26 protein-coding genes and 2 pseudogenes are annotated in these 23146 nt (G+C 58.4%); 10 read left to right on the top strand and 18 right to left on the bottom strand.

Annotated elements, in window-relative coordinates; translation table 11 throughout:
* Window positions 1-4: 4 nt before the first annotated feature.
* The 5 genes from pheS to thrS all read right to left on the bottom strand — a co-directional run bounded on the left by pheS (window position 5) and on the right by thrS (window position 4246).
* Window positions 5-1021 carry a phenylalanine--tRNA ligase subunit alpha gene (gene pheS, locus IQK56_RS19485; RefSeq protein ID WP_017737822.1) on the bottom strand — a complete coding sequence of 339 codons (1017 nt, stop codon included), beginning with the start codon at window positions 1019-1021 and terminating at the stop codon, window positions 5-7.
* Between the two features lie 109 nt (window positions 1022-1130).
* On the bottom strand, window positions 1131-1487 hold the full coding sequence (gene rplT, locus IQK56_RS19480; protein ID WP_003234252.1) for a 50S ribosomal protein L20: 357 nt from the start codon (window positions 1485-1487) through the stop codon (window positions 1131-1133).
* Between the two features lie 30 nt (window positions 1488-1517).
* Entirely contained in the window at window positions 1518-1712 is a 195-nt protein-coding gene (gene rpmI, locus IQK56_RS19475; protein WP_002553160.1) for a 50S ribosomal protein L35, read from the bottom strand.
* A gap of 60 nt (window positions 1713-1772) precedes the next feature.
* Window positions 1773-2324 (bottom strand): translation initiation factor IF-3, encoded by a 552-nt coding sequence (infC, locus tag IQK56_RS19470; RefSeq protein ID WP_015884933.1) that lies wholly within the window; start codon window positions 2322-2324, stop codon window positions 1773-1775.
* Window positions 2324-4246, bottom strand: coding sequence for a threonine--tRNA ligase (gene thrS, locus IQK56_RS19465; protein WP_193861755.1), 1923 nt, complete (start codon window positions 4244-4246; stop codon window positions 2324-2326). Before thrS ends, infC begins: the two co-directional genes overlap by 1 nt.
* 355 nt (window positions 4247-4601) lie before the next feature.
* Between thrS and IQK56_RS19460 the strand changes: the two genes are divergently transcribed.
* Window positions 4602-4916, top strand: coding sequence for a hypothetical protein (locus tag IQK56_RS19460; RefSeq protein WP_122306115.1), 315 nt, complete (start codon window positions 4602-4604; stop codon window positions 4914-4916).
* 288 nt (window positions 4917-5204) lie between these two features.
* On the top strand, window positions 5205-5417 hold the full coding sequence (locus IQK56_RS19455) for a cold-shock protein (protein ID WP_003234260.1): 213 nt from the start codon (window positions 5205-5207) through the stop codon (window positions 5415-5417).
* 69 nt (window positions 5418-5486) lie between these two features.
* Here the strand turns inward: IQK56_RS19455 and IQK56_RS19450 are convergent, their stop codons facing one another.
* Window positions 5487-5807: an I78 family peptidase inhibitor gene (locus IQK56_RS19450; protein ID WP_099586514.1), complete on the bottom strand. Its 321-nt coding sequence runs from the start codon at window positions 5805-5807 to the stop codon at window positions 5487-5489.
* Between the two features lie 144 nt (window positions 5808-5951).
* Window positions 5952-6257: a hypothetical protein gene (locus tag IQK56_RS19445; RefSeq protein ID WP_122306116.1), complete on the bottom strand. Its 306-nt coding sequence runs from the start codon at window positions 6255-6257 to the stop codon at window positions 5952-5954.
* 154 nt (window positions 6258-6411) lie between these two features.
* Between IQK56_RS19445 and IQK56_RS19440 the strand changes: the two genes are divergently transcribed.
* On the top strand, window positions 6412-6624 hold the full coding sequence (locus tag IQK56_RS19440; RefSeq protein WP_032886978.1) for a hypothetical protein: 213 nt from the start codon (window positions 6412-6414) through the stop codon (window positions 6622-6624).
* A gap of 33 nt (window positions 6625-6657) precedes the next feature.
* Here the strand turns inward: IQK56_RS19440 and IQK56_RS19435 are convergent.
* The 7 genes and pseudogenes from IQK56_RS19435 to IQK56_RS19405 all read right to left on the bottom strand — a co-directional run bounded on the left by IQK56_RS19435 (window position 6658) and on the right by IQK56_RS19405 (window position 13619).
* Window positions 6658-7684 (bottom strand): annotated as a pseudogene (locus tag IQK56_RS19435) (nucleoside hydrolase).
* A gap of 26 nt (window positions 7685-7710) precedes the next feature.
* The gene (rbsD, locus tag IQK56_RS19430; protein ID WP_122306118.1) at window positions 7711-8115 is read right to left on the bottom strand and encodes a D-ribose pyranase; all 405 of its coding nucleotides are present in this window, start codon (window positions 8113-8115) and stop codon (window positions 7711-7713) included.
* A complete protein-coding gene (gene rbsK / locus IQK56_RS19425; protein ID WP_122306119.1) occupies window positions 8112-9029 on the bottom strand; it encodes a ribokinase in 918 nt (305 codons plus the stop codon). Before rbsK ends, rbsD begins: the two co-directional genes overlap by 4 nt.
* Window positions 9030-9052: 23 nt before the next feature.
* A pseudogene (locus IQK56_RS19420) lies at window positions 9053-10074 on the bottom strand (LacI family DNA-binding transcriptional regulator).
* Window positions 10075-10077: 3 nt separating this feature from the next.
* Complete coding sequence (locus IQK56_RS19415; protein WP_099586508.1) at window positions 10078-11055, bottom strand: ABC transporter permease; 978 nt, start codon at window positions 11053-11055, stop codon at window positions 10078-10080.
* Window positions 11052-12605: a sugar ABC transporter ATP-binding protein gene (locus IQK56_RS19410; RefSeq protein WP_193901791.1), complete on the bottom strand. Its 1554-nt coding sequence runs from the start codon at window positions 12603-12605 to the stop codon at window positions 11052-11054. The genes IQK56_RS19415 and IQK56_RS19410 overlap by 4 nt, the downstream gene beginning before the upstream one ends.
* A gap of 57 nt (window positions 12606-12662) precedes the next feature.
* Window positions 12663-13619, bottom strand: a complete 957-nt coding sequence (locus tag IQK56_RS19405) for a sugar ABC transporter substrate-binding protein (protein ID WP_122306122.1) — start codon at window positions 13617-13619, stop codon at window positions 12663-12665.
* Between the two features lie 552 nt (window positions 13620-14171).
* Here IQK56_RS19405 and IQK56_RS19400 point away from each other — a divergent pair.
* The 3 genes from IQK56_RS19400 to IQK56_RS19390 all read left to right on the top strand — a co-directional run bounded on the left by IQK56_RS19400 (window position 14172) and on the right by IQK56_RS19390 (window position 16390).
* A complete protein-coding gene (locus IQK56_RS19400; protein WP_150676413.1) occupies window positions 14172-15260 on the top strand; it encodes an asparaginase in 1089 nt (362 codons plus the stop codon).
* A 184-nt stretch (window positions 15261-15444) separates the two neighbouring features.
* A complete protein-coding gene (locus IQK56_RS19395) occupies window positions 15445-15696 on the top strand; it encodes a DUF1654 domain-containing protein (protein WP_099586504.1) in 252 nt (83 codons plus the stop codon).
* A gap of 4 nt (window positions 15697-15700) precedes the next feature.
* Entirely contained in the window at window positions 15701-16390 is a 690-nt protein-coding gene (locus IQK56_RS19390; protein WP_122309542.1) for an endonuclease, read from the top strand.
* A 30-nt stretch (window positions 16391-16420) separates the two neighbouring features.
* Here IQK56_RS19390 and IQK56_RS19385 read toward each other — a convergent pair whose 3' ends face one another.
* Window positions 16421-16801: an SPOR domain-containing protein gene (locus IQK56_RS19385; protein ID WP_099586454.1), complete on the bottom strand. Its 381-nt coding sequence runs from the start codon at window positions 16799-16801 to the stop codon at window positions 16421-16423.
* 246 nt (window positions 16802-17047) lie between these two features.
* On the opposite strand from IQK56_RS19385, the gene csrA reads away from it, so the two are divergent.
* On the top strand, window positions 17048-17242 hold the full coding sequence (gene csrA, locus IQK56_RS19380) for a carbon storage regulator CsrA (RefSeq protein WP_003192511.1): 195 nt from the start codon (window positions 17048-17050) through the stop codon (window positions 17240-17242).
* 96 nt (window positions 17243-17338) lie between these two features.
* Here csrA and IQK56_RS19375 read toward each other — a convergent pair whose 3' ends face one another.
* Window positions 17339-18016 carry an HAD-IA family hydrolase gene (locus tag IQK56_RS19375; protein ID WP_150676414.1) on the bottom strand — a complete coding sequence of 226 codons (678 nt, stop codon included), beginning with the start codon at window positions 18014-18016 and terminating at the stop codon, window positions 17339-17341.
* Window positions 18017-18250: 234 nt separating this feature from the next.
* Between IQK56_RS19375 and IQK56_RS19370 the strand changes: the two genes are divergently transcribed.
* Both IQK56_RS19370 and IQK56_RS19365 read left to right on the top strand, forming a co-directional pair.
* Window positions 18251-18922, top strand: coding sequence for a heavy metal response regulator transcription factor (locus tag IQK56_RS19370; protein WP_193861756.1), 672 nt, complete (start codon window positions 18251-18253; stop codon window positions 18920-18922).
* The gene (locus IQK56_RS19365) at window positions 18919-20334 is read left to right on the top strand and encodes a heavy metal sensor histidine kinase (protein ID WP_193861757.1); all 1416 of its coding nucleotides are present in this window, start codon (window positions 18919-18921) and stop codon (window positions 20332-20334) included. The genes IQK56_RS19370 and IQK56_RS19365 overlap by 4 nt, the downstream gene beginning before the upstream one ends.
* Here IQK56_RS19365 and IQK56_RS19360 read toward each other — a convergent pair.
* Window positions 20315-20761: an anti-virulence regulator CigR family protein gene (locus tag IQK56_RS19360; protein WP_122309528.1), complete on the bottom strand. Its 447-nt coding sequence runs from the start codon at window positions 20759-20761 to the stop codon at window positions 20315-20317. The two genes, IQK56_RS19365 and IQK56_RS19360, sit on opposite strands and share 20 nt — an antisense overlap.
* A 279-nt stretch (window positions 20762-21040) precedes the next feature.
* Here IQK56_RS19360 and IQK56_RS19355 point away from each other — a divergent pair, with 279 nt between their 5' ends.
* Window positions 21041-22378 carry an MFS transporter gene (locus tag IQK56_RS19355; RefSeq protein ID WP_246500247.1) on the top strand — a complete coding sequence of 446 codons (1338 nt, stop codon included), beginning with the start codon at window positions 21041-21043 and terminating at the stop codon, window positions 22376-22378.
* A 32-nt stretch (window positions 22379-22410) separates the two neighbouring features.
* On the opposite strand, the gene IQK56_RS19350 is transcribed toward IQK56_RS19355, so the two are convergent.
* Window positions 22411-22848, bottom strand: coding sequence for a hypothetical protein (locus IQK56_RS19350; protein WP_193861758.1), 438 nt, complete (start codon window positions 22846-22848; stop codon window positions 22411-22413).
* Window positions 22849-23146: the final 298 nt, after the last annotated feature.

Genomic DNA, 23146 nt, shown 5'->3' with positions numbered 1-23146 from the left:
ACGACTAGCGAAATTGCGCGAGGAACCGCAAGTCGTTGTCGAAGAACAGACGCAAGTCGTTCACGCCGTAACGCAGCATGGCCAGACGCTCAACGCCCATGCCGAAGGCAAAGCCCGAGAACTCTTCCGGGTCGATCCCGGACATGCGCAGCACGTTGGGGTGAACCATGCCGCAGCCCATCACTTCCAGCCAACCGGTCTGCTTGCAGACGCGGCAGCCTTTACCGCTGCACATCACGCATTCCATATCGACTTCAGCGGAAGGCTCGGTGAACGGGAAGAACGATGGACGGAAACGCACCGCCAGTTCTTTCTCGAAGAACACCCGCAGGAACTCTTCGATGGTGCCTTTGAGGTCGGCGAAATTGATATCGCGATCCACCAGCAGGCCTTCGACCTGATGGAACATCGGCGAGTGGGTGATATCCGAGTCGCTGCGGTACACACGGCCTGGGCAGACGATGCGGATCGGCGGCTTGTTCGCTTCCATGGTGCGGACCTGTACCGGCGAGGTATGGGTGCGCAACAGCATGTTGGCGTTGAAATAGAAGGTGTCGTGCATCGACCGGGCCGGGTGATGGCCTGGGATGTTGAGCGCCTCGAAGTTGTGATAATCGTCTTCGACCTCTGGGCCTTCGGCGATGCCGTAGCCGATATGGGTGAAGAACTGCTCGATACGTTCCAGAGTCCGGGTGATCGGGTGCAGGCCGCCCGAGGCCTGGCCACGACCAGGCAAGGTTACGTCAATGGACTCGGCGGCGAGTTTGGCCGCAAGATCGGCCTCCTCCATCGTCGCCTTGCGTGCATTGAGCACCTCTGTGACGCGCTCCTTGGCGACGTTGATCAGCGCACCGACTTGCGGACGCTCTTCAGCCGGCAAATTCCCCAGGGTCTTCATCACCTGAGTCAATTCACCCTTTTTGCCAAGGTAGTGAACCCGGATTTGCTCCAGGGCATTGATATCTTCAGCGCTTTGCACAGCCTCAAGAGCTTGAGCGACGAGCGCGTCCAGGTTTTCCATGTACAGACTCCAGATACAAAATAGGGGAAGAGCTTGAAGGCTCTTCCCCTATTTATGACGTTTACCACCTTGGGCTACAGGAGTAACCCAGGGTGACTGTCGGGGGTACTTAAGCCAAGGTGGCTTTAGCTTTCTCGACAATCGCAGCAAACACCGCTTTTTCGTTCACGGCCAGTTCAGCCAGAACCTTACGGTCGATTTCGATGGACGCTTTTTTCAGGCCAGCGATGAAACGGCTGTAGGACAGACCGTTAACACGTGCACCGGCGTTGATACGAGCGATCCACAGAGCGCGGAACTGACGTTTTTTCTGACGACGGTCACGGTAGGCGTATTGGCCTGCCTTGATTACCGCTTGCTTGGCAACACGGAATACGCGTGAACGCGCGCCGTAGTAGCCTTTAGCAAGTTTCAGAATTTTTTTGTGACGCTTACGGGCCATGACGCCACGCTTAACACGAGCCATGAGTTACTTCCTCTAGTCTTGATCCAAAAATTAACGAAGGCGCAGCATGCGCTCGACTTTTGCCACGTCAGACGGATGCAGCAAGCTGCTACCGCGCAGTTGACGCTTACGCTTGGTCGACATTTTGGTCAGGATGTGGCTCTTGAAAGCGTGCTTGTGCTTGATACCGTTAGCAGTTTTAAGAAACCGCTTAGCAGCACCACTTTTAGTCTTCATCTTTGGCATGTTCGGATACTCCGCATTCAGTTGATAAACATAATCAGAAGGCCTGCCGTGCCCTGTTGATTACTTCTTCTTTTTCGGGGCGATGACCATGATCAGTTGGCGTCCTTCCATCTTAGGATGCTGTTCGACCGAACCGTACTCGAGCAGGTCAGCTTCAACCCGCTTGAGGAGTTCCATCCCCAGCTCCTGGTGGGCCATCTCACGGCCGCGGAATCGCAAGGATACCTTGGCCCTGTCCCCATCACTCAGGAAACGTACCAGGTTGCGCAGTTTTACCTGGTAATCCCCTTCCTCCGTCCCTGGACGAAACTTGATTTCTTTTACTTGAATCTGCTTCTGGTTCTTCTTCGCCGCGGCAACCTGCTTCTTCTTTTCGAAGATCGACTTGCCGTAGTCCATCACCCGGCAAACGGGTGGGATTGCATCGGCGGAGATTTCCACCAGGTCCAGTTTGGACTCTTCTGCAATACGAAGCGCTTCATCAATCGAGACGATGCCAATCTGCTCGCCGTCAGCGCCAATTAACCGAACCTCGCGTGCCGAGATATTCTCGTTGATCGGGGCTTTCGGTGCAGCTCGTTTATCTTGTCTCATTTCACGCTTAATAATAATTACTCCGAATCTGGGCGACCACGCCGGGAAACCGCTTGCGCGAGGAACTCAGCGAACTGGGCGACGGGCATCGAGCCCAGGTCAGCACCTTCACGAGTACGCACAGCGACAGTCTGCATCTCGACTTCCCGATCTCCGATAACCAAAAGATAGGGAACCTTGAGCAAAGTATGCTCGCGGATTTTAAAGCCGATCTTTTCATTTCTCAAGTCGGACTTGGCACGAAATCCGCTTTCGTTGAGTGTTTTTTCAACTTCAGCGGCAAAATCTGCCTGTTTATCAGTGATATTCATGATCACTGCCTGGGTCGGCGCCAGCCACGCGGGGAATGCACCCTCGTAGTGCTCGATCAGGATCCCGACGAACCGTTCGAACGAGCCGAGGATCGCCCGGTGCAGCATAACCGGGTGTTTACGGCTGTTGTCTTCGGAGACGTATTCGGCTCCCAGACGGATCGGCAGGTTAAAATCGAGCTGCAGGGTACCACACTGCCAGACACGGCCAAGGCAATCTTTCAGCGAGAACTCGATCTTCGGGCCGTAGAACGCACCTTCACCCGGTTGCAGGTCGTACGCGAGCCCCGCACTGTCGAGTGCTGCGGCCAGTGCCGCTTCGGCGCGATCCCAAAGCTCGTCGGAACCGACGCGTTTTTCCGGACGAGTGGACAGCTTCATTTCGACGTCGGTGAAACCGAAATCGCGATAAACGTCCATGGTCAGCTTGATAAACGCGGCGGATTCGGCCTGCATCTGCTCTTCGGTGCAGAAGATGTGAGCATCGTCCTGAGTGAAGCCGCGTACACGCATGATGCCGTGCAGCGCACCCGATGGCTCGTTACGGTGGCAGGCACCGAACTCGGCCAGGCGCATCGGCAACTCGCGGTAGCTCTTCAGGCCCTGGTTGAACACCTGCACGTGGCACGGGCAGTTCATTGGCTTGATGGCGTAATCGCGGTTTTCCGACTGGGTGGTGAACATGTTGTCGGCGTAGTTGGCCCAGTGCCCGGATTTCTCCCACAGGCTGCGATCAACGACCTGCGGGGTCTTGATCTCCAGGTAGCCGTTGTCACGCTGAACCTTGCGCATGTACTGCTCAAGCACTTGGTACAGGGTCCAGCCGTTCGGGTGCCAGAACACCATGCCCGGCGCTTCTTCCTGGATGTGGAACAGGTTCAGGCGCTTGCCGATCTTACGGTGGTCGCGTTTTTCAGCTTCTTCGATGCGCTGGACATAGGCGGCCAGTTGCTTCTTGTCAGCCCAGGCGGTGCCGTAGATACGTTGCAGCTGCTCGTTCTTGGCGTCGCCGCGCCAGTAGGCACCGGACAGCTTGGTCAGCTTGAACGATTTGAGGAAGCGCGTGTTCGGCACGTGCGGGCCACGGCACATGTCGACGTATTCTTCGTGGTAATACAGGCCCATGGCCTGCTCGTCCGGCATGTCTTCCACCAGACGCAGCTTGTAGTCCTCACCACGCGCAGTGAACACGTCGATCACTTCGGCGCGCGGAGTGACTTTCTTGATGACGTCGTAATCTTTTTCGATCAGCGCGTGCATGCGCTGCTCGATGGCCGCCATGTCGTCCGGCGTAAAAGGACGCTCGTAGGCGATGTCGTAATAGAAGCCTTCTTCGATAACCGGACCAATCACCATTTTCGCCGTTGGGTACAACTGCTTGACCGCATGGCCAATCAGATGCGCGCAAGAGTGGCGAATGATCTCCAGCCCCTCTTGATCCTTGGGCGTGATGATTTGCAGGGTGGCATCGGAAGTGATCAGGTCACTGGCGTCAACCAGTTTGCCGTCGACCTTGCCTGCCACGGTGGCCTTGGCCAGACCGGCACCAATGGATGCGGCGACCTCGGCTACGGAAACCGCATGATCGAATGAACGTTGACTGCCATCGGGAAGAGTAATAGTTGGCATGGCGCCTCCTCTCCTAGTGGTGACCCCTACCAAAGGTCACGTGGGTTGGGATGAGCCAGTACAAGATCCAATACCAGGCCGTTCAGTGATGAACGCCTGCCTTACAGCGGCAGGAGCCTTTCGGCCAACCGATAATCGAACCAGAGTGACTGGAGTGAACTAAAAAGAAACCGGCAAGGCGGCAAATGGCGCGCCTGGAAATGGCCAGGGCATCGATGCTAGCACAGATGAACGGTCATCGCGCCCACGCCTTCTTACGCAAAGACAAAATAGCGGCGAAAGTGAACTTGGGCTGTACGCATGCCCTCAAACCCACTGAGAATCGCCGTTCGTCCTCGAATTAAAGGAGCACTTCATAATGCGTTTTACCCCTACTCTCGCGCTCGCCGCCTCCCTGACCTTCTTGTCCCTCGGCGCGCAGGCTGCTGCCCCATCCAACTGGCCGGCCGGCGCACGTGACAGCTTCGTCAACGATTGCAGTGCCGCCGCCAGCCAGAACGTTGACGGCAAAACGGCCAAAGCGCACTGCGAATGTGGCGCCGACAAGATCAATGCCGAATTGACCACTGCCGAGATCAAGGAACTCATGACCAATCCGAACGCCAGCGCGCCCCTTAAAAACAAAGCGGTCGCGGCAATTTCGTCCTGCAAAGTCGTGAAGAAAAAGTAAGATGGCCGGCGATCAGACGGCCGTTTTGCGCTAAAAACAGCCCGAAAACTGCGATTTCGCACAAATTACGCAGCTTTTAAGGCTTTTTTTACCAGCTGATATTTCGCGCCAAAGCCCCGTAGATCGGGGCCTTCAGCCGACAAAACAGCTAAACGCAACGCTATTGATTAGCAAACAATGCCTTGGGGGGGCTCCCAAGCCGAACATTTCGACTATGATACCCCGGTGTGCCCAGTTGGCCTGAGCAGCACAGCACTACTGAAAATATATGTTTCTTGGAGATACACCATGTCTAATCGCCAAACCGGCACCGTTAAATGGTTCAACGATGAAAAAGGCTTCGGCTTCATCACTCCTCAAGGTGGCGGTGACGACCTGTTCGTACACTTCAAAGCTATCGAAAGCGACGGTTTCAAAAGCCTGAAAGAAGGCCAGACCGTTTCCTTCGTGGCTGAGAAAGGCCAAAAGGGTATGCAAGCTGCACAGGTTCGCGGCGAGTAATTCTCCGCTGAGCTAAAAAAAACCCCGTCCATGTGACGGGGTTTTTTATGGGCGCTGCAAAAGCAGCGATCAGCCGCAGTTGACGCGCGTGATCACCAGGTTGTCGTCGGTGTTCAGATTCAAGCGGTCGGAGCGGTATTCCAGCGTGATCATATCGTTGGGCTTGAGGATCCGCGCATTCTGCGCACCAGCGCGACTACGGGCCTGCTCCAGCAACTGGGGCGAAGCTTTCTGGCCGATTGTGAACTCGGCAGCCTTTGACTCACAGCGGCTATGACCGGCATCGGTCACGGCGGTGTCTTTGGCTGGCTCAGAGGTACCTGGGGTGCTGCAACCCGCCAACGCGAGTGCTGCCAACAAAGTACCGAATGACGCGAGCTTCCAAGGCATGAAGCCTCCTATGATTAAAAATGGACAGAGATCGTGCGACAGTGGTCTGGCGGATTGGTTTCAAGACGTAAACCGTCGTTGGGCAAGTCTGCCTGACTCTCAACGAGCGTTCGCCCGGACAATCGTGACCAGATATGAACGCAATCAGTAGATGTCGATATAGTCAAACGGTGGATTAGGCCAGTTCTGCTGCAGGGCATTGAAAATCTGCGTGACCCAGACCTCGTCGCTCGCCGCGACATTGCCAACGTAACCGGAGCCCTTGGCCCAGGTCTCCAGGCGAAACAGCAGGCCATCCGTGTCAGTGCCCCCCACCACTCCAGAAGACAGGTAGGCAATCCCGGCCTTGGTCACACGCAGTTGGGTGTGTTCGTCGTCACTGGCGCTGGCGATCAATTGTCGTACGGCGGCCAAGGTGAGGTTATCGGGGTTATTCAAATCGATTTGCACACGGTTTCCCCGGCAATTAAACAGAGGGACAGTGTCGCACAGCACTCGCTTCATGCCTAAGTAGCAGTGCCAAACACCGCGCAAAATGCTTAACTGCGCCCGGTAGAACCGCGCTCCAGCGCATTGCCCCCGTATTTCAGCCCGTGAGATTTCCATGACCACCGTAACGCTGCAAGCCGACATCAAAGCCAAGTGGCCACAAGGACAAAGCTCCTACAGCCCCGGAAGCCCGGAGGAACTGGCAATCATCGGTATCGACCTGCTGGTCAAGGAACTCGGCACCCAGGCGGCACAAGCCTTCATCGGCCAGGTATTCGAGAAGTACCCGGCCGATCATATGGGGGCACACAACCCCGAGCGCGAATAAGAACCGGCCGACGAACGTCGACCGGCAAGCGGTTTACTTCAGACGCGCCAGGCGCTCGTCAACAGATCGAAAAAGCCCTGGGCGTCGCCGTTCTCAACCCAGAACGCGTTCTTCGGTTGTTTCAGGCCGTCGTACCAATCGACGATAGTCTGGCCGAAAGTCGGGCCCTCGCGACTGTCCACCACCACATTGACCTCGCGGCCACTGAACAGCGAAGGCTTGAGCAGGTAGGCAACCACTGTGGCGTCATGCACCGGGCCGCCGGGGATGCCATAGTGCTCCATATCGCCTTTGACGTATTCGTTGAGAATATCGCTGACGACCTTGCTGGCATTGTTCTTGAGGTCGGCGATCTTTTTCAGACGCGCTTCACTGGTCAGCACCTTGTGGGTCACATCCAGCGGCAGATAAGTCAACTTGACGCCACTCTTGAGCACAATCTCAGCCGCAATCGGGTCGGCAAACAGGTTGAACTCGGCAACCGGCGTGATATTGCCGCCATTGAAATGCGCGCCACCCATCACCACTACCTCCTTGATGCCCTGGGTGATTTCCGGGTCCTGGGTCAATGCCAGCGCCAGGTTGGTCTGTGGGCCAAGCATGGCAATCGTGATGCTGTGAGGCTTCGCGGTGCGCAAGGTCTTGATCAGGTAATCGACGGCATTGCCCTCGGCGAGGCCCTTTTTAGGCTCATGCACGGTGACGCCGGAAATGCCTTCCTTGCCATGAATGTTTTCGGCATAGATCGGCTTGCGCAGCAGCGGCGCTGGCGCACCGGCGTAGACCGGGATGTCCTCGCGCCCTGCCCACTCGCGGGCCAGGCGGGCGTTGCGCGAAGTCTTGTCCAGGCGCACGTTGCCGGCGACGGTGGTCAAGGCACGGATGTTCAATTCGTCCGGGGAGGCCATGGCAAAGAGCAAGGCCACCACATCGTCGGCACCTGGGTCGGTATCGATGATGAGGTCGATTTTTCCGCCGCGTGGGCGCTTGCAGCAGTGAGCGCGGACAAAAGCAGGACACTCCGAAACAGATTTCTCAGGATTGGAATACCACGTTGCATAAAACACTCCTTGTCGTTGGGGAACTCTAGAACGTTACGCCGGACACCAGCGCGATATTGCAGTAAGGCTGGCATTCGCCGGTGCGTACAACGGCCCGCGCCTGGCGGCTCAGCTGCTTGAAGGCTTCATGACTGAGCAGACGTCGCTCGCCAAGAGCGGCCTGCTCATTCAGCACATTCAATTCAGACAGCGCGGGTGGCTGCTTGAGCAGGATTTCCTCCGCCAGCACGTGGCTTTCCACCTGCATCTCACTGAGCACGATACGCAAGGTGCTGATGAAGTCAGGAATACCTTTGGTCAATGCCAGGTCGATCAACTCGACGCCCGGCGGCACCGGCAAGCCTGCATCACCGATCACCAGAATGTCGCCATGGCCCAGGGAGGCGATCACCCGCGACAGCGCGATATTGAGCAGAGGGGTCTTTTTCATAAAGGTACAAAACCTTGAACGTCATGCAGCGTAGGAATGGAGGGTTGCGCACCGGCACGGGTGACTGACAATGCTGCCGCGACCTGGCCAAAACGGATGGCCTCGGCTTCACTTTTACCGCTGGCCAGGGCCGCGGCAAAACCACCGACAAAGGTATCGCCGGCAGCCGTGGTATCCAACGCCTTGACCTTGGGCGCCACCAAGTGCTCAAAGCCTTTGCCATCCGCAAACAATGCGCCTTGGGCGCCGAGGGTGATAATGACTTTGCCCGCCCCGGCCTTGATCAGTTGTGTGGCAGCCACTTTGGCACTGTCCAGAGAATCGACTGTCACACCGCTCAGTGCGGTGGCTTCGCTTTCGTTGGGAATCAGATAGTCGACCGAGGCGTACCAATCGGCAGGCAACGGCGCGCTGGCCGGCGCCGGATTGAGGATCACCGTCTTGCCCAGCTCGCGGCCGCGCTTGAGGGCATACGCCACGGTATCCATCGGCACTTCAAGCTGGCAGATGATCACATCGGCAGCCTGCAACACCGCATCAGACGCCTGCAGTGATGCGGGTGTCAGTTCACCATTGCTGCCAGCGACAATCACAATCGCGTTCTGGCTGCTGTCATCCACCACGATCAACGCCACGCCGCTGGAACCGTCCACGGTGCTGACGGCTTGGCAATCGATACCTTCCACCAGCAATGCACCACGCAACTCGGCGCCGTAGGCATCGGTACCAACACAGCCGATCATTGCCACGCTCGCCCCCAGTCGCGCCGATGCCACGGCCTGGTTGGCGCCCTTGCCGCCCGGCACCGTGGAAAACGTTTGGCCGATCAGGGTCTCACCGGCACGGGGCAGCCGGCTGGCGCGGGTGACCAGGTCCATGTTCAAGCTGCCTACTACCACTACTTTTGCTGGCATACATCAGTACTCATCAATTCGGTTCAGCGGTATTGCGCGAACACACCGGCGACGGGCGCCGTCGACTCGCGCAATACGATGCTCGGCGTCACGATGCGTTGATCGATCGGCAGTTGGGGTGTTGCAATGCGTCGCAGTAAAAGCTCGGCGGCCATCTCGCCCAGTTGCAGGATCGACTGGCCGACCGTGGTCAGCGCCGGGTACACGTAGCGGCCCATTTGAATGTCATCGAAGCCGATCACCGACAGCTCGCCCGGCACGCGGATATTGCGTTCGGCTGCGGCACGCAACACGCCGAAGCCGATCATGTCGTTACTGGCAAAAATCGCGCTGGGCGGGTTTTCCGCCAGCAATTGCACGGCAGCAGCATAACCGCCGGTGCTGGTGAAGTCGCTTTCCTGAGTGCGATTGGCCACGACTTCCACACCTGCCTCGCGCAGCGCACGGTGGTAACCCGCCAGGCGCATTTGCGCGACACGGGTATGGGCCGGGCCGCCGATGCAGGCGATGTCCCGGTGCCCCAGCTCCAGCAAGTGCCGGGTCGCCAGGTAAGCGCCCTCCTCATGGTCGATACGCACCAAGTCGACATCAATGCCGTCCAGCGCCCGGTCGACAATCACCATGGGCGTGCGCACCGCGCTCAAGCCGCGGCGAGGCCGCTGTCATCGCCGCCCACTGAAGTCACGATCAAGCCGTCAATGCGTTTTTCCAGCAACACCCGCAAATAGCTGCGCTGCTTTTCTGCGTTGTCGTCGGAGTTGCACAGGATCACGCAGTAGCCGTTGCGCTCGCAGTAATCCTCGATACCCCGCGCCAACTCGGCAAAATACGGGTTGAGGCTGTTGGGCACCAGCAAGCCGATGGTGGCTGTGGTCTTGGCCTTGAGCGAGCGTGCGACGGCGCTGGGCACATAGTCGAGCTGCTTGATTGCAGCTTCGACCTTGACCCGTACCGGCTCGCTCACTGGGCGCGTCTTGTTCACCACATGCGACACGGTGGTGTAGGAAATTCCTGCAAGCGCGGCCACATCCTTGATCGTTGCCATGGCTCAGGCTCGCCGACTGGCGCGTTGGCTGCGGTACGTATCGAGGACCACCGCAATCACGATCACGGCACCGGTGATAATGCGTTTGGTGGGCTCGGTGGCGCCGATCTGCGCCAGGCCTGCGGCCAATACCGAAATAATCAACACACCAAAAAAGGTACTGATCACCGAACCGCGCCCGCCCATCAGGCTGGTGCCGCCGATCACCACCGCGGCGATCACTTGCAGCTCCAGGCCGGAGCCAGCATTCGGATCTGCGGCCTCCAGGCGCGAAATCTGGAACAACGCGGCCACGCCGGCCAGCAGGCCCATCAGGCTGAACACCAGAATCTTGTAGGGTTTGGGATTAATCCCTGCCAGTCGCACGGCTTCCTCGTTGGTGCCGATACCGATCAGGTAACGGCCAAACACGGTACGCGTCAGTACAAGCTGCGCAACGATGATCACCAGCAAGGCGATGATGAAGGACGGTGAAATACCGAACGCAATCGGGTTGGACAGCCAGGCAAACGAATCACCGATGTAGGCCGTGCGCGAACCGGTCATCTGGTACGCCACGCCCCGAGCCATTTCCAATACGCCGAGGGACACGATAAACGAAGGGATTCGCCAGGCCACGGTGATCGAGCCGGTGATGGTGCCGGCCAACGCGGCACAGCCCATGCCGAGCAGTGCGGCGGGCAATACGCTCCAGCCCCATCCAAGGATCGCTACGCTGACGGCCGATGCCGCCAACGCCAGGACCGAGCCTACCGACAGGTCGATACCGCCGATGATCAGGATGAACGTCATGCCCACCGCCAGCACCATCAGGTCCGGGATCTGGTTGGCCAGGGTGCTGAAGGTGTCATAGGACAGGAAGTGGTCGCTGAGCACCGAAAACAGCGCAATCATCGCGAGCAAGGCACCCGCCAGCCCCAGATAGGTACCCAGGCCGTAGAAGTTGCCGCCAGTTTTACCGGGGGTCGTTGTGGTTTTCATGGGGTATCCCTAAGCACTGCGTCATTGAGCAGCGCATCACGTTTCTGATAGCCGGCAAAGGCGGCGGCGAGCAATTCGTCCTGGGTCCAGCTGTCGCGCTCGAAGGTCTCGATCAAGCGCCCGGCAGAGAGCACGCCGATGCGGTCGCAGATGAGCATGAGTTCACGCAAGTCGCTCGATACCACCACCAGTGCTTTGCCTTGGCGGGTCAATTCGCCGAGCAAGGCATAAATGTCGAACTTGGCACCCACGTCGATGCCGCGGGTGGGCTCGTCGAACAACATCACCGAGCAATCGCGCTCCATCCAGCGGCCGATCACCACTTTCTGCTGGTTGCCGCCGGACAGCTCTGACACCAGTTGCGCCGGGCTGGAACTGCGGATACGCATGGCGTCAATCTGGCGCTTGGCCAATGCGGTTTCGTCGCGGCTGTTTACCACACCGCCGCCAGAGATTTCCGGCATGTTGCCCAGAGCAATATTGGCACTGATGGACTGGGTCAGCAGCAGGCCTTCGCCCTTGCGGTCTTCAGTGATCAGGGCGATGCCATGCCCCACTGCATCCACCGGCGAGCGAATGCTCACCACCCGGGCCGGTGAGCCCAAGGCCACGGTGCCGCTGTCGGCCAGGTCAGCACCGAAGATCAAACGCAGCAATTCGGTACGGCCAGCGCCGATCAGGCCGGAAATGCCATAGATCTCGCCCGCACGCACCTCAAAGGACACGTCGCGGACTTTGTCCGAGCGGCTCAGCCCTTTGACGGTCAGGGCCGGGCCGCCAATGCTGCGCGGGCCAAGGTCGATGTGTTCACCCAACTCGCGACCGACCATCAAGGTGACCAGTTGCTCGCTGTTGTAATTGGCCATCGGCTCGACGCAGACCAGTTTGCCGTCGCGCAATACCGCAATGCGTTGGGCGACGCGGGCCAACTCTTCCAGCCGGTGCGAAATGTAGATAATCGCCACGCCCCGAGCCTGCAGGCGGGTGATTTGTTCAAACAGCATCTCGACTTCCCGGGCCGTGAGCATGGCGGTGGGTTCGTCGAGGATCAGTACGTGGCAGTCGCCAATCAGGTTGCGGGCAATCTCGACCATTTGCTGATGGCCGATGCCCAGGCTGCCGACCAGCGTGTCCGGGTCAATGGCGTCGAGGCCGACCTGAGCCATGGCCTCGATCGCGGCTTTGCGCAGTTGCTTGCGGCTGATCCAGCCACAGTGGCTGGGCAGGTTATCCAGGAACAGGTTTTCGGCCACGGTCAGCGTCGGCAGCAGGTTGAGTTCCTGCATGACCATGCGCACGCCCAGTGCTTCAGCCTGGGTACGGCTGGCGGGACAGTAATCCTGACCATTGAATTGCATGTGCCCGGTGGTCGGCGTGACCAACCCGCCGATGATCTTCGACAAGGTGCTTTTGCCTGCGCCGTTCTCACCGGTCAGCGCCAGCACCTCCCCTCGGTTGAGCGTGAGGGTGATGTCGGACAGAACCGGTTGGGCATAGGTCTTACCGATACCGCTGACCGAGAGGACAGCGTTCGGGGCGGAAGATGACATAGGAAAATCTCCAGGCGCCCGCTCAGAACGAGCGGGCGCTGTTGGGTACCGCCAGGATTACTTCTTGAGGACGAGTTCGACCGGGGTTTCGATCACGCCGTCTTTGGCATCGACTTTCTCACCCTTGACCAGCTTGAGCGCATTCTGGATACCGAACACTGCTTGCTGGGCAGCCGCCTGGTCGGCAGTCGCCAGGACGCGGCCGTCCTGCAGCATCGGCTTGATCGCTTCGATATTGTCGTAACCCACCACCACTACCTTGCCCGCCTTGCCTGCCGCACGTACGGCGGAGACGGCGCCCAGGGCCATGTTGTCGTTACCGGCCAACAAGGCCTTCAGGTCCGGGTATTCGCTCAGCATGGCCGAGGCGACTTTCTGGCCCTGGTCGATTTCCCAGTTGCCGGATTGGGTGGAAACGATCTTCATACCGGCAGCGTCCATCGCATCCTTGTAGCCAGCGGTGCGTTGCTGGGCATTGGTGGTGGTCGGTACGCCTTCAATGATGCCGACCTTGTCGCCTGCGGTCAGTTGCTTGGCCAGGTAGTCGCCCACCAGTTTGGAGCCTTTGCGGTTGTCAGGGCCGACGAAGGGAATCTCGAGATTTTTGCTTTTCAACACGCCCGGGTCCAGGCGGTTGTCGATGTTGACGACCTTGATACCGGCGTCGGAGGCTTTCTTCAGCACGGTGACCAGCGCCTTGGAGTCAGCAGGCGCGATGACGATGGCGTTGACCTTGGCGAGGATCATTTGGTTGACGATGTCGATCTGCGCGCTGGTATCGGTTTCGTTCTTGATGCCGTTGGTGATCATGTCGAAATCGGCGGCGTGGTCTTTCTGGTACGCCTTGGCACCGTCTTGCATGGTGACGAAGAATTCGTTGGCGAGGGACTTCATCACCAGGCCGACCTTGGGTTTGGCGGCGTCGTCAGCGAATGCAGAGGACAGGGGTAAAGCGGCGGATGCGGCAGCAAGCACAGCGACAGCAAGAAGACGTCCAGCGAATGGCAGCTTCATGGGTTCACTCCGATCTTATGATTATTGTGAGCAACGCTTGCACCGAAGAATGCTTCGGCAACCCTCCACCCGGGTGGCTGATACGAGCTTTCACAGCACTTTTGAAGCACGCCGTGAAATATCTCGCAAACGTTTGCGTTGAACAAACTATGAGAACCTTGTCGAGATTTGTCAACGGAAGAACACTTCCTTTCATGCAAGGCCTCTAGCTCCTGCCGTCCCGTGCGGCGAAAGGACGTTATTAAACATTTCCCCCATCGTTTCGTCCTCTGAAACATCAGACTTCGGCAGGCGACCCAGGATTTTCCGGTGATAATTTTCGGACAACCGAACGCAATCGCACAGCTTGTTCGGAAAGCCGGACAGCCGCCTCATACAACCCGTCTCGACAACGACAATAATCGTTATAAATCAATAATTTATTTTATATCCGCGAGCACAACAAGCCTGGTACAAATCCTGCTCTTACCCAGCACCTCGTGGCATTCAGAATCGCCCGGGCGCTCTAGATGAACCTGCTACAGCACTCATCAAAAACCAGAGAGAAAAATAATGAAATCTGCACTGAAGAATTTTGTTCCGGGCGCGTTAGCCCTGCTGCTGCTGTTCCCCGTTGCCGCTCAGGCAAAAGAAGTCGAATCCAAGACCAAGCTGGCCAACGTGGTGATCCTCGCCACCGGTGGCACCATTGCCGGCGCTGGCGCCAGCGCCGCCAACAGCGCCACTTACCAGGCGGCCAAAGTCGGTATCGAGCAATTGATCGCCGGTGTTCCTGAGCTTAGCCAGATCGCCAATGTGCGTGGCGAGCAAGTGATGCAAATTGCGTCCGAAAGCATCAACAACGAAAACCTGCTGCAACTGGGTCGCCGGGTCGCCGAACTGGCCGACAACAAAGACGTGGATGGCATCGTGATCACCCACGGTACCGACACCCTGGAAGAGACGGCCTACTTCCTGAACCTGGTGGAAAAAACCGACAAGCCCATCGTAGTGGTCGGCTCCATGCGTCCAGGCACCGCCATGTCGGCCGACGGCATGCTCAACCTGTACAACGCCGTGGCTGTAGCCGGCAGCAAAGACGCGCGTGGTAAAGGCGTGCTGGTCACCATGAACGACGAGATCCAATCGGGTCGCGACGTCAGCAAGATGATCAATATCAAGACCGAAGCCTTCAAGAGCCCTTGGGGCCCGCTGGGCATGGTGGTCGAAGGCAAATCCTACTGGTTCCGCTTGCCTGCCAAGCGCCACACCATGGATTCGGAATTTGACATCAAGACCATCAAAAGCCTGCCCGATGTGGAAATCGCCTACGGCTACGGCAACGTAAGCGACACCGCCTACAAAGCCCTGGCCCAGGCTGGCGCCAAAGCCATCATCCACGCCGGTACCGGCAATGGTTCGGTGTCGTCCAAAGTGGTGCCTGCGCTGGTGGAACTGCGCAAGCAAGGCGTGCAGATCATTCGCTCTTCCCACGTGAATGCCGGCGGTATGGTGCTGCGTAATGCCGAGCAGCCAGACGACAAGTATGACTGGGTTGCTGCCCTCGACCTGAACCCGCAGAAAGCGCGGATCCTGGCGATGGTTGCCTTGACCAAGACCCAGGACAGCAAAGAACTGCAACGGATCTTCTGGGAATATTGATTCCTGACTGTACAGGTGGCGAGGGAGTTTGCTCCCTCGCCACAGCAACCTCCCTATTCCTCTCTCCCCGCCCTACACCTAACTCCCTAATTCGTTGTCAGACGAACTTCTTGAATTTTAAGCAGTTGCGAAATTGCCCACAGTTAAATACTGTATGCACATACAGCTTACCAAGGAGTATTCCGTGGCAAAATCCTCTTCCGCAGCGCCCACCCCACCTGATGCCTACACACGCCTGGCAACTCGCGTGCAAAAGATCATCAATTCCACCAACGCGCAAAAAGCCAAGGCAGCCTTGCTCTTCCGTTTGCCGGAAGAACCGGAGGACGAGTGGCAGCGTTTGCTGGAAGAGATCGCGGAGAACGACAACGTCACCCTCGCCTATCGAGATGACGGTGGCGTGCAGATTTTCTGGGTTGTGCCGAAGGAAGATTGATTGAATGAGTGCCCGTTTTATTGCTGTGTGTTGCCTGTTTTTTGCCGTTACCGCTCATGCGCAGGCACCCAGAACCTTCAGTGAAGCCAAGAAAGTCGCCTGGACACTCTACGCCCCGCAATCCACCGAGTTCTATTGCGGCTGCAAGTACAGCGGCAACCGAGTGGACTTGAAAGCCTGCGGATATATCCCACGCAAAAATGCCAGCCGCGCCGCACGCATCGAGTGGGAGCACATTGTTCCAGCCTGGCAGATTGGGCACCAGCGTCAGTGCTGGCAGGAGGGTGGGCGCAAGAACTGCACGCGCCATGACGACGTGTTCAAGCGTGCCGAAGCAGACCTGCACAATTTGGTACCGAGTATCGGCGAGGTCAACGGCGACCGAAGCAACTTCAGTTTTGGCTGGCTGCCGGTGCAAAACGGGCAATACGGTTCATGCCTGACCCAAGTGGATTTCAAGGCCAAGAAGGTGATGCCGCGCCCGTCCATTCGCGGGATGATCGCGCGCACCTACTTCTACATGAGCAAACAATACGGCTTGCGCCTGTCGAAACAGGATCGCCAGTTGTACGAAGCCTGGAACAAGACCTACCCGGTACAAGCCTGGGAGCGCCAGCGTAACCAGACAGTGGCGTGTGTGATGGGGCGTGGCAATGAGTTTGTCGGCCCGGTCAATCTGAAAGCCTGCAGTTAACCTGGGCGGCACGGCCGCCCAAGCGGCCCGTTACTGTGCGGGTTGGTGTTCGATGATCTCGGATACCGTGTCGGTTTTCTTGGCACGGGCCATCTTTTCGTTAAGCAGCGTCTGCTTTGCCTCAGCTTCGGCCCTGGTTGCAAACGGCCCCAGCAGCACGTCGTCCTTGCCGTCGACTTTCACGATATAAAAATTGAAACCATGTTCGAGCAACCAGGCGGTCAGGTCGGTGATCGCCTGGAGCTTGTGGTCCGGCGGACCGACTCGCAGGTCCCACTCCTGAGCAGCAATCGCGCCGGTCTGTGGCTGGCTTTCGGTCACGGCAGGCTTGGCCTTGGGGGCGTCGACAGGTTTACCTTCACCGCAACCGGCCAACGCCAACACCGCAATTGCCATCGCTACTTTACGCACTGCCCTGCTCCTTTAAGGATAAAGAGGCAACTTTATCATTCACTGTCTATTCTGGCCGTCATAAACGTTGGCTTAAACAATGCGAATGATGTATCCCAGACCTGTATGATGCCGCCATGGGAATTAATGTCGCCTCTATGCGTCCTAAAAGAGGCAGTCACAGGGAAGCGCTTAGCAGTAAGCTACACACATCCGACACCTGCCCTGTTTGAAACATGTGTCCTAAAAGCAATCAAGGAGAAGTCCATGCTTATACTCACCCGCAAAGTCGGTGAAAGCATAAACATCGGTGATGACATTACGATCACCATCCTCGGCGTCAGCGGCCAGCAAGTACGAATCGGCATCAACGCACCCAAGGATGTTGCCGTGCATCGCGAGGAGATCTACCAGCGCATCCAGGCCGGTCTGACCGCCCCGGACAAAAACCAGACGCCTTGAAGCACCCTCAGTAGCCAGCCCTTTCGTTCATGTAACGGCTGGCGAAAACCTTTTCGAACTGTTCTTGGGTTAATGGCACGACTCGGTTTTTTAGTGTCAGCCCACCGCGCTCTGCAAGTACAACAAGCCATCAGTTCCGCGCTGCACCTGCACCTGTTCATACCCTTCAATCGAAGGATGCTCAGTGAGCATGGGCTTGAGGTGCGTCGACGTCACGACCAGCACATCCGCTCCAGCCGCCTCCCCCGCACGAATCCCCACCGTCGCATCTTCAAACACCAGGCAGTCCTGCACCGGTACACCGAGGCGTTGTGCACCCAGCACATAACAGGCGGGGTTCGGCTTGCCGATGGCCACGTCTTCGGCCGTGACCAGCACCGCCGGCGGCGTAATGCCCGCTGCCTGCAACCGACGTAATGCCAACGCCTTTGGTGCAGAGGTAACCAGCGCCCACTGATCACCGGGCAGGTTATTAAGAAACTCGACAGCACCGGAAATCGCCACGACGCCGTCCACGTCATTGATTTCAGCCTCGGTAATCCACTGCGCTTCAACCTGCGGATCAACACCGGGCAATGCCTGGCGCGTGATGGTGTCAATTGCCCGCGCACCATGAATGGTGGTCAGGAAGGCCGCTACATCCAGCCGATGGCGTTCAGCCCAGGTGCTCCAAACACGCTCGGCGGCGGCGATGGAGTTGAGCAGGGTTCCGTCCATATCGAACAGGAAGGCGCGGTAAGGGCGGGCAAGTACGGCTGAACCTCGGATAGACACTGCAGGATTTCCTCGTGAGCTGAAACGAATAATCGGCCCGCTGCAATCTACGGATCACCTCCTGAGTTGTAAACGCTGATGCCCGAACCGCGAGGCAATCATTACGAACTTGTCATCATTCTGTTGGTTGGCTGTACGCGGCCACGGGTTACCGTGAACGCACTGGCACGACTCAATGCGCCAACCACAATTGATCCGGCTACACTGGCGCCAGTATTGAATCAGAGCACTCCCATGAACATCCTCGTGATCGAAGACGAACCCAAGGCCGGCAATTACCTGCTCAACGGCCTACAGGAATTGGGCCACTCCGTCAGCCTGGCCCGTGATGGCGTGGACGGCCTGTACCAAGCGCTGGAAACTCCGTTCGACGTGATCGTGCTCGATGTAATGATGCCGAAAATGGACGGCTGGGAAGTACTGCGTCGCCTGCGTAAGGACGCCGATACCCCAGTGATTTTTCTGACGGCGCGCGACGACATTGCCGACCGCATCAAAGGCCTGGAACTGGGTGCCGATGACTACCTGATCAAGCCCTTCTCCTTCGCCGAGCTGGTAGCACGCCTGCGCACCCTGAACCGTCGCGGCCCGAGCCGGGAAGAAGAGCAGCTGCAGATCGCCGACCTGCACATCGACGTACTGAAACGCCGCGTCACACGCGCCGGTACACGCATCACCCTGACCAATAAAGAGTTCGCCCTGTTGCACCTGTTCGCCACTCACCAGGACCAGGTACTGTCGCGTTCGTTGATTGCCTCGCGGGTGTGGGACATGAACTTCGACAGCGATACCAACGTGGTGGACGTGGCCGTACGGCGCCTGCGCCTTAAAATCGACGACCCGTTCCCGCTCAAGTTGATCCAAAGCGTGCGGGGCATCGGCTACCGTTTCGATACCCAGCCATGACCCACCGCCGTCATTATTCCCTGACCCTTCGCCTGGCCGTGATCTTCGCCCTGCTCGCCTTTGCCCTGCTCGCCACCCTCGGCGTGGTGCTGTACCGCGAGCTGGAGCGCGAACTGATCCTGAGTGACGACGTACAATTGATTTCCCGGGTGAATCAACTGCGCAACCTGCTCAACGACAGCAACACACTGGACCTGATCAGGACCAAGCCGGAACTGTTCCAGAATATGCTGGGCAACCGCGAATCGGTGCTGAGCATCGCCGCACCCGGCCAAAAGCCGCTGCTGCTGGTGAACCCCGGCAACATCGAGCTGCCAACCATTAAGCCAGTCCCCAAAGACCACATCCTCACACTGAACGACGTGCAGCACCTGCCAGGTGTGAATGGCGTGCCCTTCTCCACCCTGGCCGCGTCCATCGACTCCGGCGACCTGGGCAGCCTGCAAGTCACCAGCGGGCGCCTGATGACCGAGCGGACCGCCCTGCTCGCCAGCTACCGGTTGAGCGTGTATCTCCTGGCGAGCGTTGCCGCGATCCTCCTCGCACTGGCCGGCTACCTGTTGGTGCATCGCGGCCTGCTGCCCTTGCGTCGTCTGGCTCGACACGCTCAAGGCATCGGCGTCGGCAACCTGGCCGAACGCCTCGACAGCCAGGGAGTACCGAAAGAGCTGCTGCCGATGATCGACTCGTTCAACACCATGCTTGAGCGCCTGGCCAAGGGCTTTGTGCAACTGGGGCAAGTGTCCACCGACATGGCCCATGAACTGCGCACGCCAATCAACAATCTGCTGGGGGAAACCCAGGTCGCCCTGCAACAGAACCGCAGTATCGAAAGTTATCAGCAGCTCTTGGCCTCCAATGTCGAAGAGCTTGAGCGCCTGGCGCGGATGCTCGACAACATGCTGTTCCTGGCCCGCACCGATCCAGCCAGCGCCCTGCGCCAGCGCCAGGAATTGAGCGCGGCGGATGAAGTGGCGCGCATCGCCGATTACTTTGAAGGCTTGGCAGGCGACGCAAACATCCGTATTCGTGCCGAGGGCGAAGGTGTGATCTGGGCCGAACCGATGCTGCTGCGCCGGGCCCTGGCGAACCTGTGCGCCAATGCCATCAAATACGGCGCACCAGGGTCCGAGTTAGTGATCCAGACAATTGCAGACGCCGAGGGCATCCACCTGAGGGTCACAAATCAGGGTGAAACTATTGCGGCCAGGCATTTATCGCGGCTGTTCGAACGGTTTTACCGGGTGGACGAGTCACGGGAGCGTTCGGCCCAGTCCAATGGCCTGGGCCTGTCGATTGTGGCGACCATCATGCAGCTGCATAACGGTCGGTACAGCGTCAGCAGCGAGGCCGGTGAGACCTGTTTCGAACTGTTTTTCCCGGGCCGAGAGTTCAATCAAGGGCGCCATTGAGGACTTCGTAGATGATGCCCGTCGCAATGGCGACCAATATCAGGTCGGTGCCTGCCTGCTGCCACTCGTACCCGTCGTAACGGGGCAAGTGGCCCAGCAAGCGGCCATCCAGTTTCTTCGCAATGCCCGGCGGCAGCGGCTTGCCCCGCGCCAGGTTCTTCTGGATGCCAGGGGGCAACGCCGGCCCAGGGCGCCAGTAGTCGCGATAGCCACCCAGCACACTCAGCACGCTGCCACGATCGACATTGGGGCCATGGTTGCCCGACCCGCCCTTGCCTTTGGGTTTGTCATGCCCCTGGCCGCCTTGATTATTGCCTTTATTGTTACCTTGCCCCTTGCCATTGCCGGGATCCGCCAGCGCCATGCCGCCACCGGCAAACAGGACCAGCGACAGCGCGACTGACACAAACTTAGAAGACTTGATCATGGCGATTACCCAAGGCGGAAACGTAGTTGAACTGTAGTCGAAGTTAACAAAGCACGTGCACCGTTGCGAACTCATAAACCTTGCAGGTCATTGCAGGCAGTGCCTGTAACCAGAGGTAGACAGACTGCGGCAGATTCGCGCATCGTAGCGCCACCTATTTAACGGGCGCCCCCGTCCTCCAGCCAACAAGGGGCAACACCGGTGACCTCATCCACTGCCGACACCGGCCTCAGTACACAAACCCGTCTGATCGCCCTAGTGGTCGCCGTTACGTTTTTCATGGAAAACCTCGATGCCACGGTGATCGCCACCGCCCTGCCCACCATGGCGGCGGACTTCGGCGTGACACCGGTCGATATGAACATCGGTATCACCGCCTACATTCTTGCCGTGGCGATCTTCATACCGCTGTCCAGCTGGATCGCCGACCGCTTTGGCGCGCGCCGGGTATTTGCTGGCGCGATCATTGTCTTCACCCTCGCCTCATTGCTCTGCGGGCTCAGCCAAAGTCTCGATATGTTCGTGTTTGCCCGCGTCCTGCAAGGCATCGGCGGCGCGCTGATGGTGCCCGTGGGGCGTCTCGCGGTGCTGCGCAATACCGATAAAAAAGACCTGGTGAAGATGATCGCGGTGATTACCTGGCCTGGCCTGGTGGCGCCGATTCTCGGGCCGCTGGCGGGCGGGCTGATCGTCACGCATGCCTCGTGGCCCTGGATCTTCTACGTCAACCTGCCCTTGGGCGCCGTGGCCTTGTTAGCGGCCCTGTGGCTGGTGCCGGAAGGCCGCGAGACGAACGTGCGCAAGTTCGATGCAAAGGGGTTTGTCTTGCTGGCAGGCGCCTGCGTGGCGCTGCTGGGCGGGCTGGAGTGGCTGGGCAGCCAGACTGGAGAAATGCTCATCCCCGGCGTAGCGCTGGTCGTCGCCGGTTTGTTGCTGGCGGTATGGGCCGTGGACCATTGTCGACATTACACCGCCCCCTTGTTGCCGCTCGACACCCTGTCCATCAACACCTTCCGCGTGAGCATTTACGGTGGCTCATTGTTTCGCCTCGCCATCAGCGCCCTGCCCTTTTTGTTGCCCCTGTTGTTTCAAGTGGCCTTTGGCTTGTCACCCGTGGACGCGGGCCTGCTGGTACTCGCGGTATTCGCCGGCAACCTGGCGATGAAACCCTTTACCACCGCCATCATGCAGCGTTACGGCTTTCGCAAGGTGTTGCTGGTGAATGGGGTGATCGGTGTGGTGTCGATACTGGCTTGCGCGCTGTTCACGGCGCAGACGCCGTTCGCGCTGATTGCGTCCGTGTTGTTTGTGGGCGGGCTGTCACGCTCGATGCAGTTCACCTGCTACAACTCGATTGGCTTCGCAGATGTGCCCAAGGCGCGCATGAGTGAGGCGTCGGCGTTGTTCAGCCTGTCGTTCCAGCTCGCCATGGGCATGGGTGTGACGGTGGCGGCGCTGTTATTGCGCGCATCCATGACCGTGCGTGGGCATGAGGTTCAGGCGCAGGCGGGGGATTTTCGCGTGGCGTTCATCGGTGTGGCGTTGCTGGGGGTATTGGCGTTGGTGGACGTGTATCGATTGCCCAAGGGTGCAGGAGAAAGTGTACTGAACCGCTGATAAATACAGCGGTTCAACCCATTTTGCGGCAATCAGGCGGTGGTGCTGACCATTGAGCCCGACGTGCTGCCACCCTCTGCGGTGACGGCTTGCAATAGCGCCGAAGTCACCGTCTGCAACGCGGCAGAAGTGCCTGCAATTTGCGTTTGAGCCGCCGCCACAGCGGCAGCCTTGGCGTCTGCGCTCTGGTTGCTGGATTGGGCTTTCTGAAGAGCCTGCTGCTGCTGTTGAAGCTGCTGCTGCAACTGCTCGATCTGCTTTTTCAGCTCCTTGACCGTATCGGACTCCTTTGAGACCGAAGCAACCTGGCTGCCACCTCCTGCTCCCGCAGAACCTTTGGTCTCAGTGCTCGCGTCAACGGTTGCGCCGCTGGCGGCGCTGCTTGTGCTGTCGGTAGTGGCGGTATCCGTCGAGCTGACGGTGCTTGGAGTGCTGGCTACGGAAGCGGTAGTGCTAATGTTGATAAGCATGCCAAATGTCCGAGTGTTGGAGGTTTGCGCTCGTTATCGGCCTGGCATTTAAATACTTTAGGCAGCCTTTGATGCTTAGTCGCGACAGCCGAAAAGAGCTAACACGGAGGTAGGCGCAGAATTGGCGTTCTAAGGTGGGAGTTTTGCAAAAGTTTTGGCAAATCGCAGACAACAAAAAAGGGCCCACCTTTCGGTGAGCCCTTCTAGACCGCCCAGCAGAGCGGATTTTGTTTGGTAGGCGCGATTGGACTCGAACCAACGACCCCCACCATGTCAAGGTAGACCACGAAACAGATAC

This window comes from Pseudomonas cyclaminis, assembly GCF_015163715.1.
GTDB lineage: Bacteria > Pseudomonadota > Gammaproteobacteria > Pseudomonadales > Pseudomonadaceae > Aquipseudomonas > Aquipseudomonas cyclaminis.
This window is presented reverse-complemented; position numbering and strand designations above follow the sequence as displayed.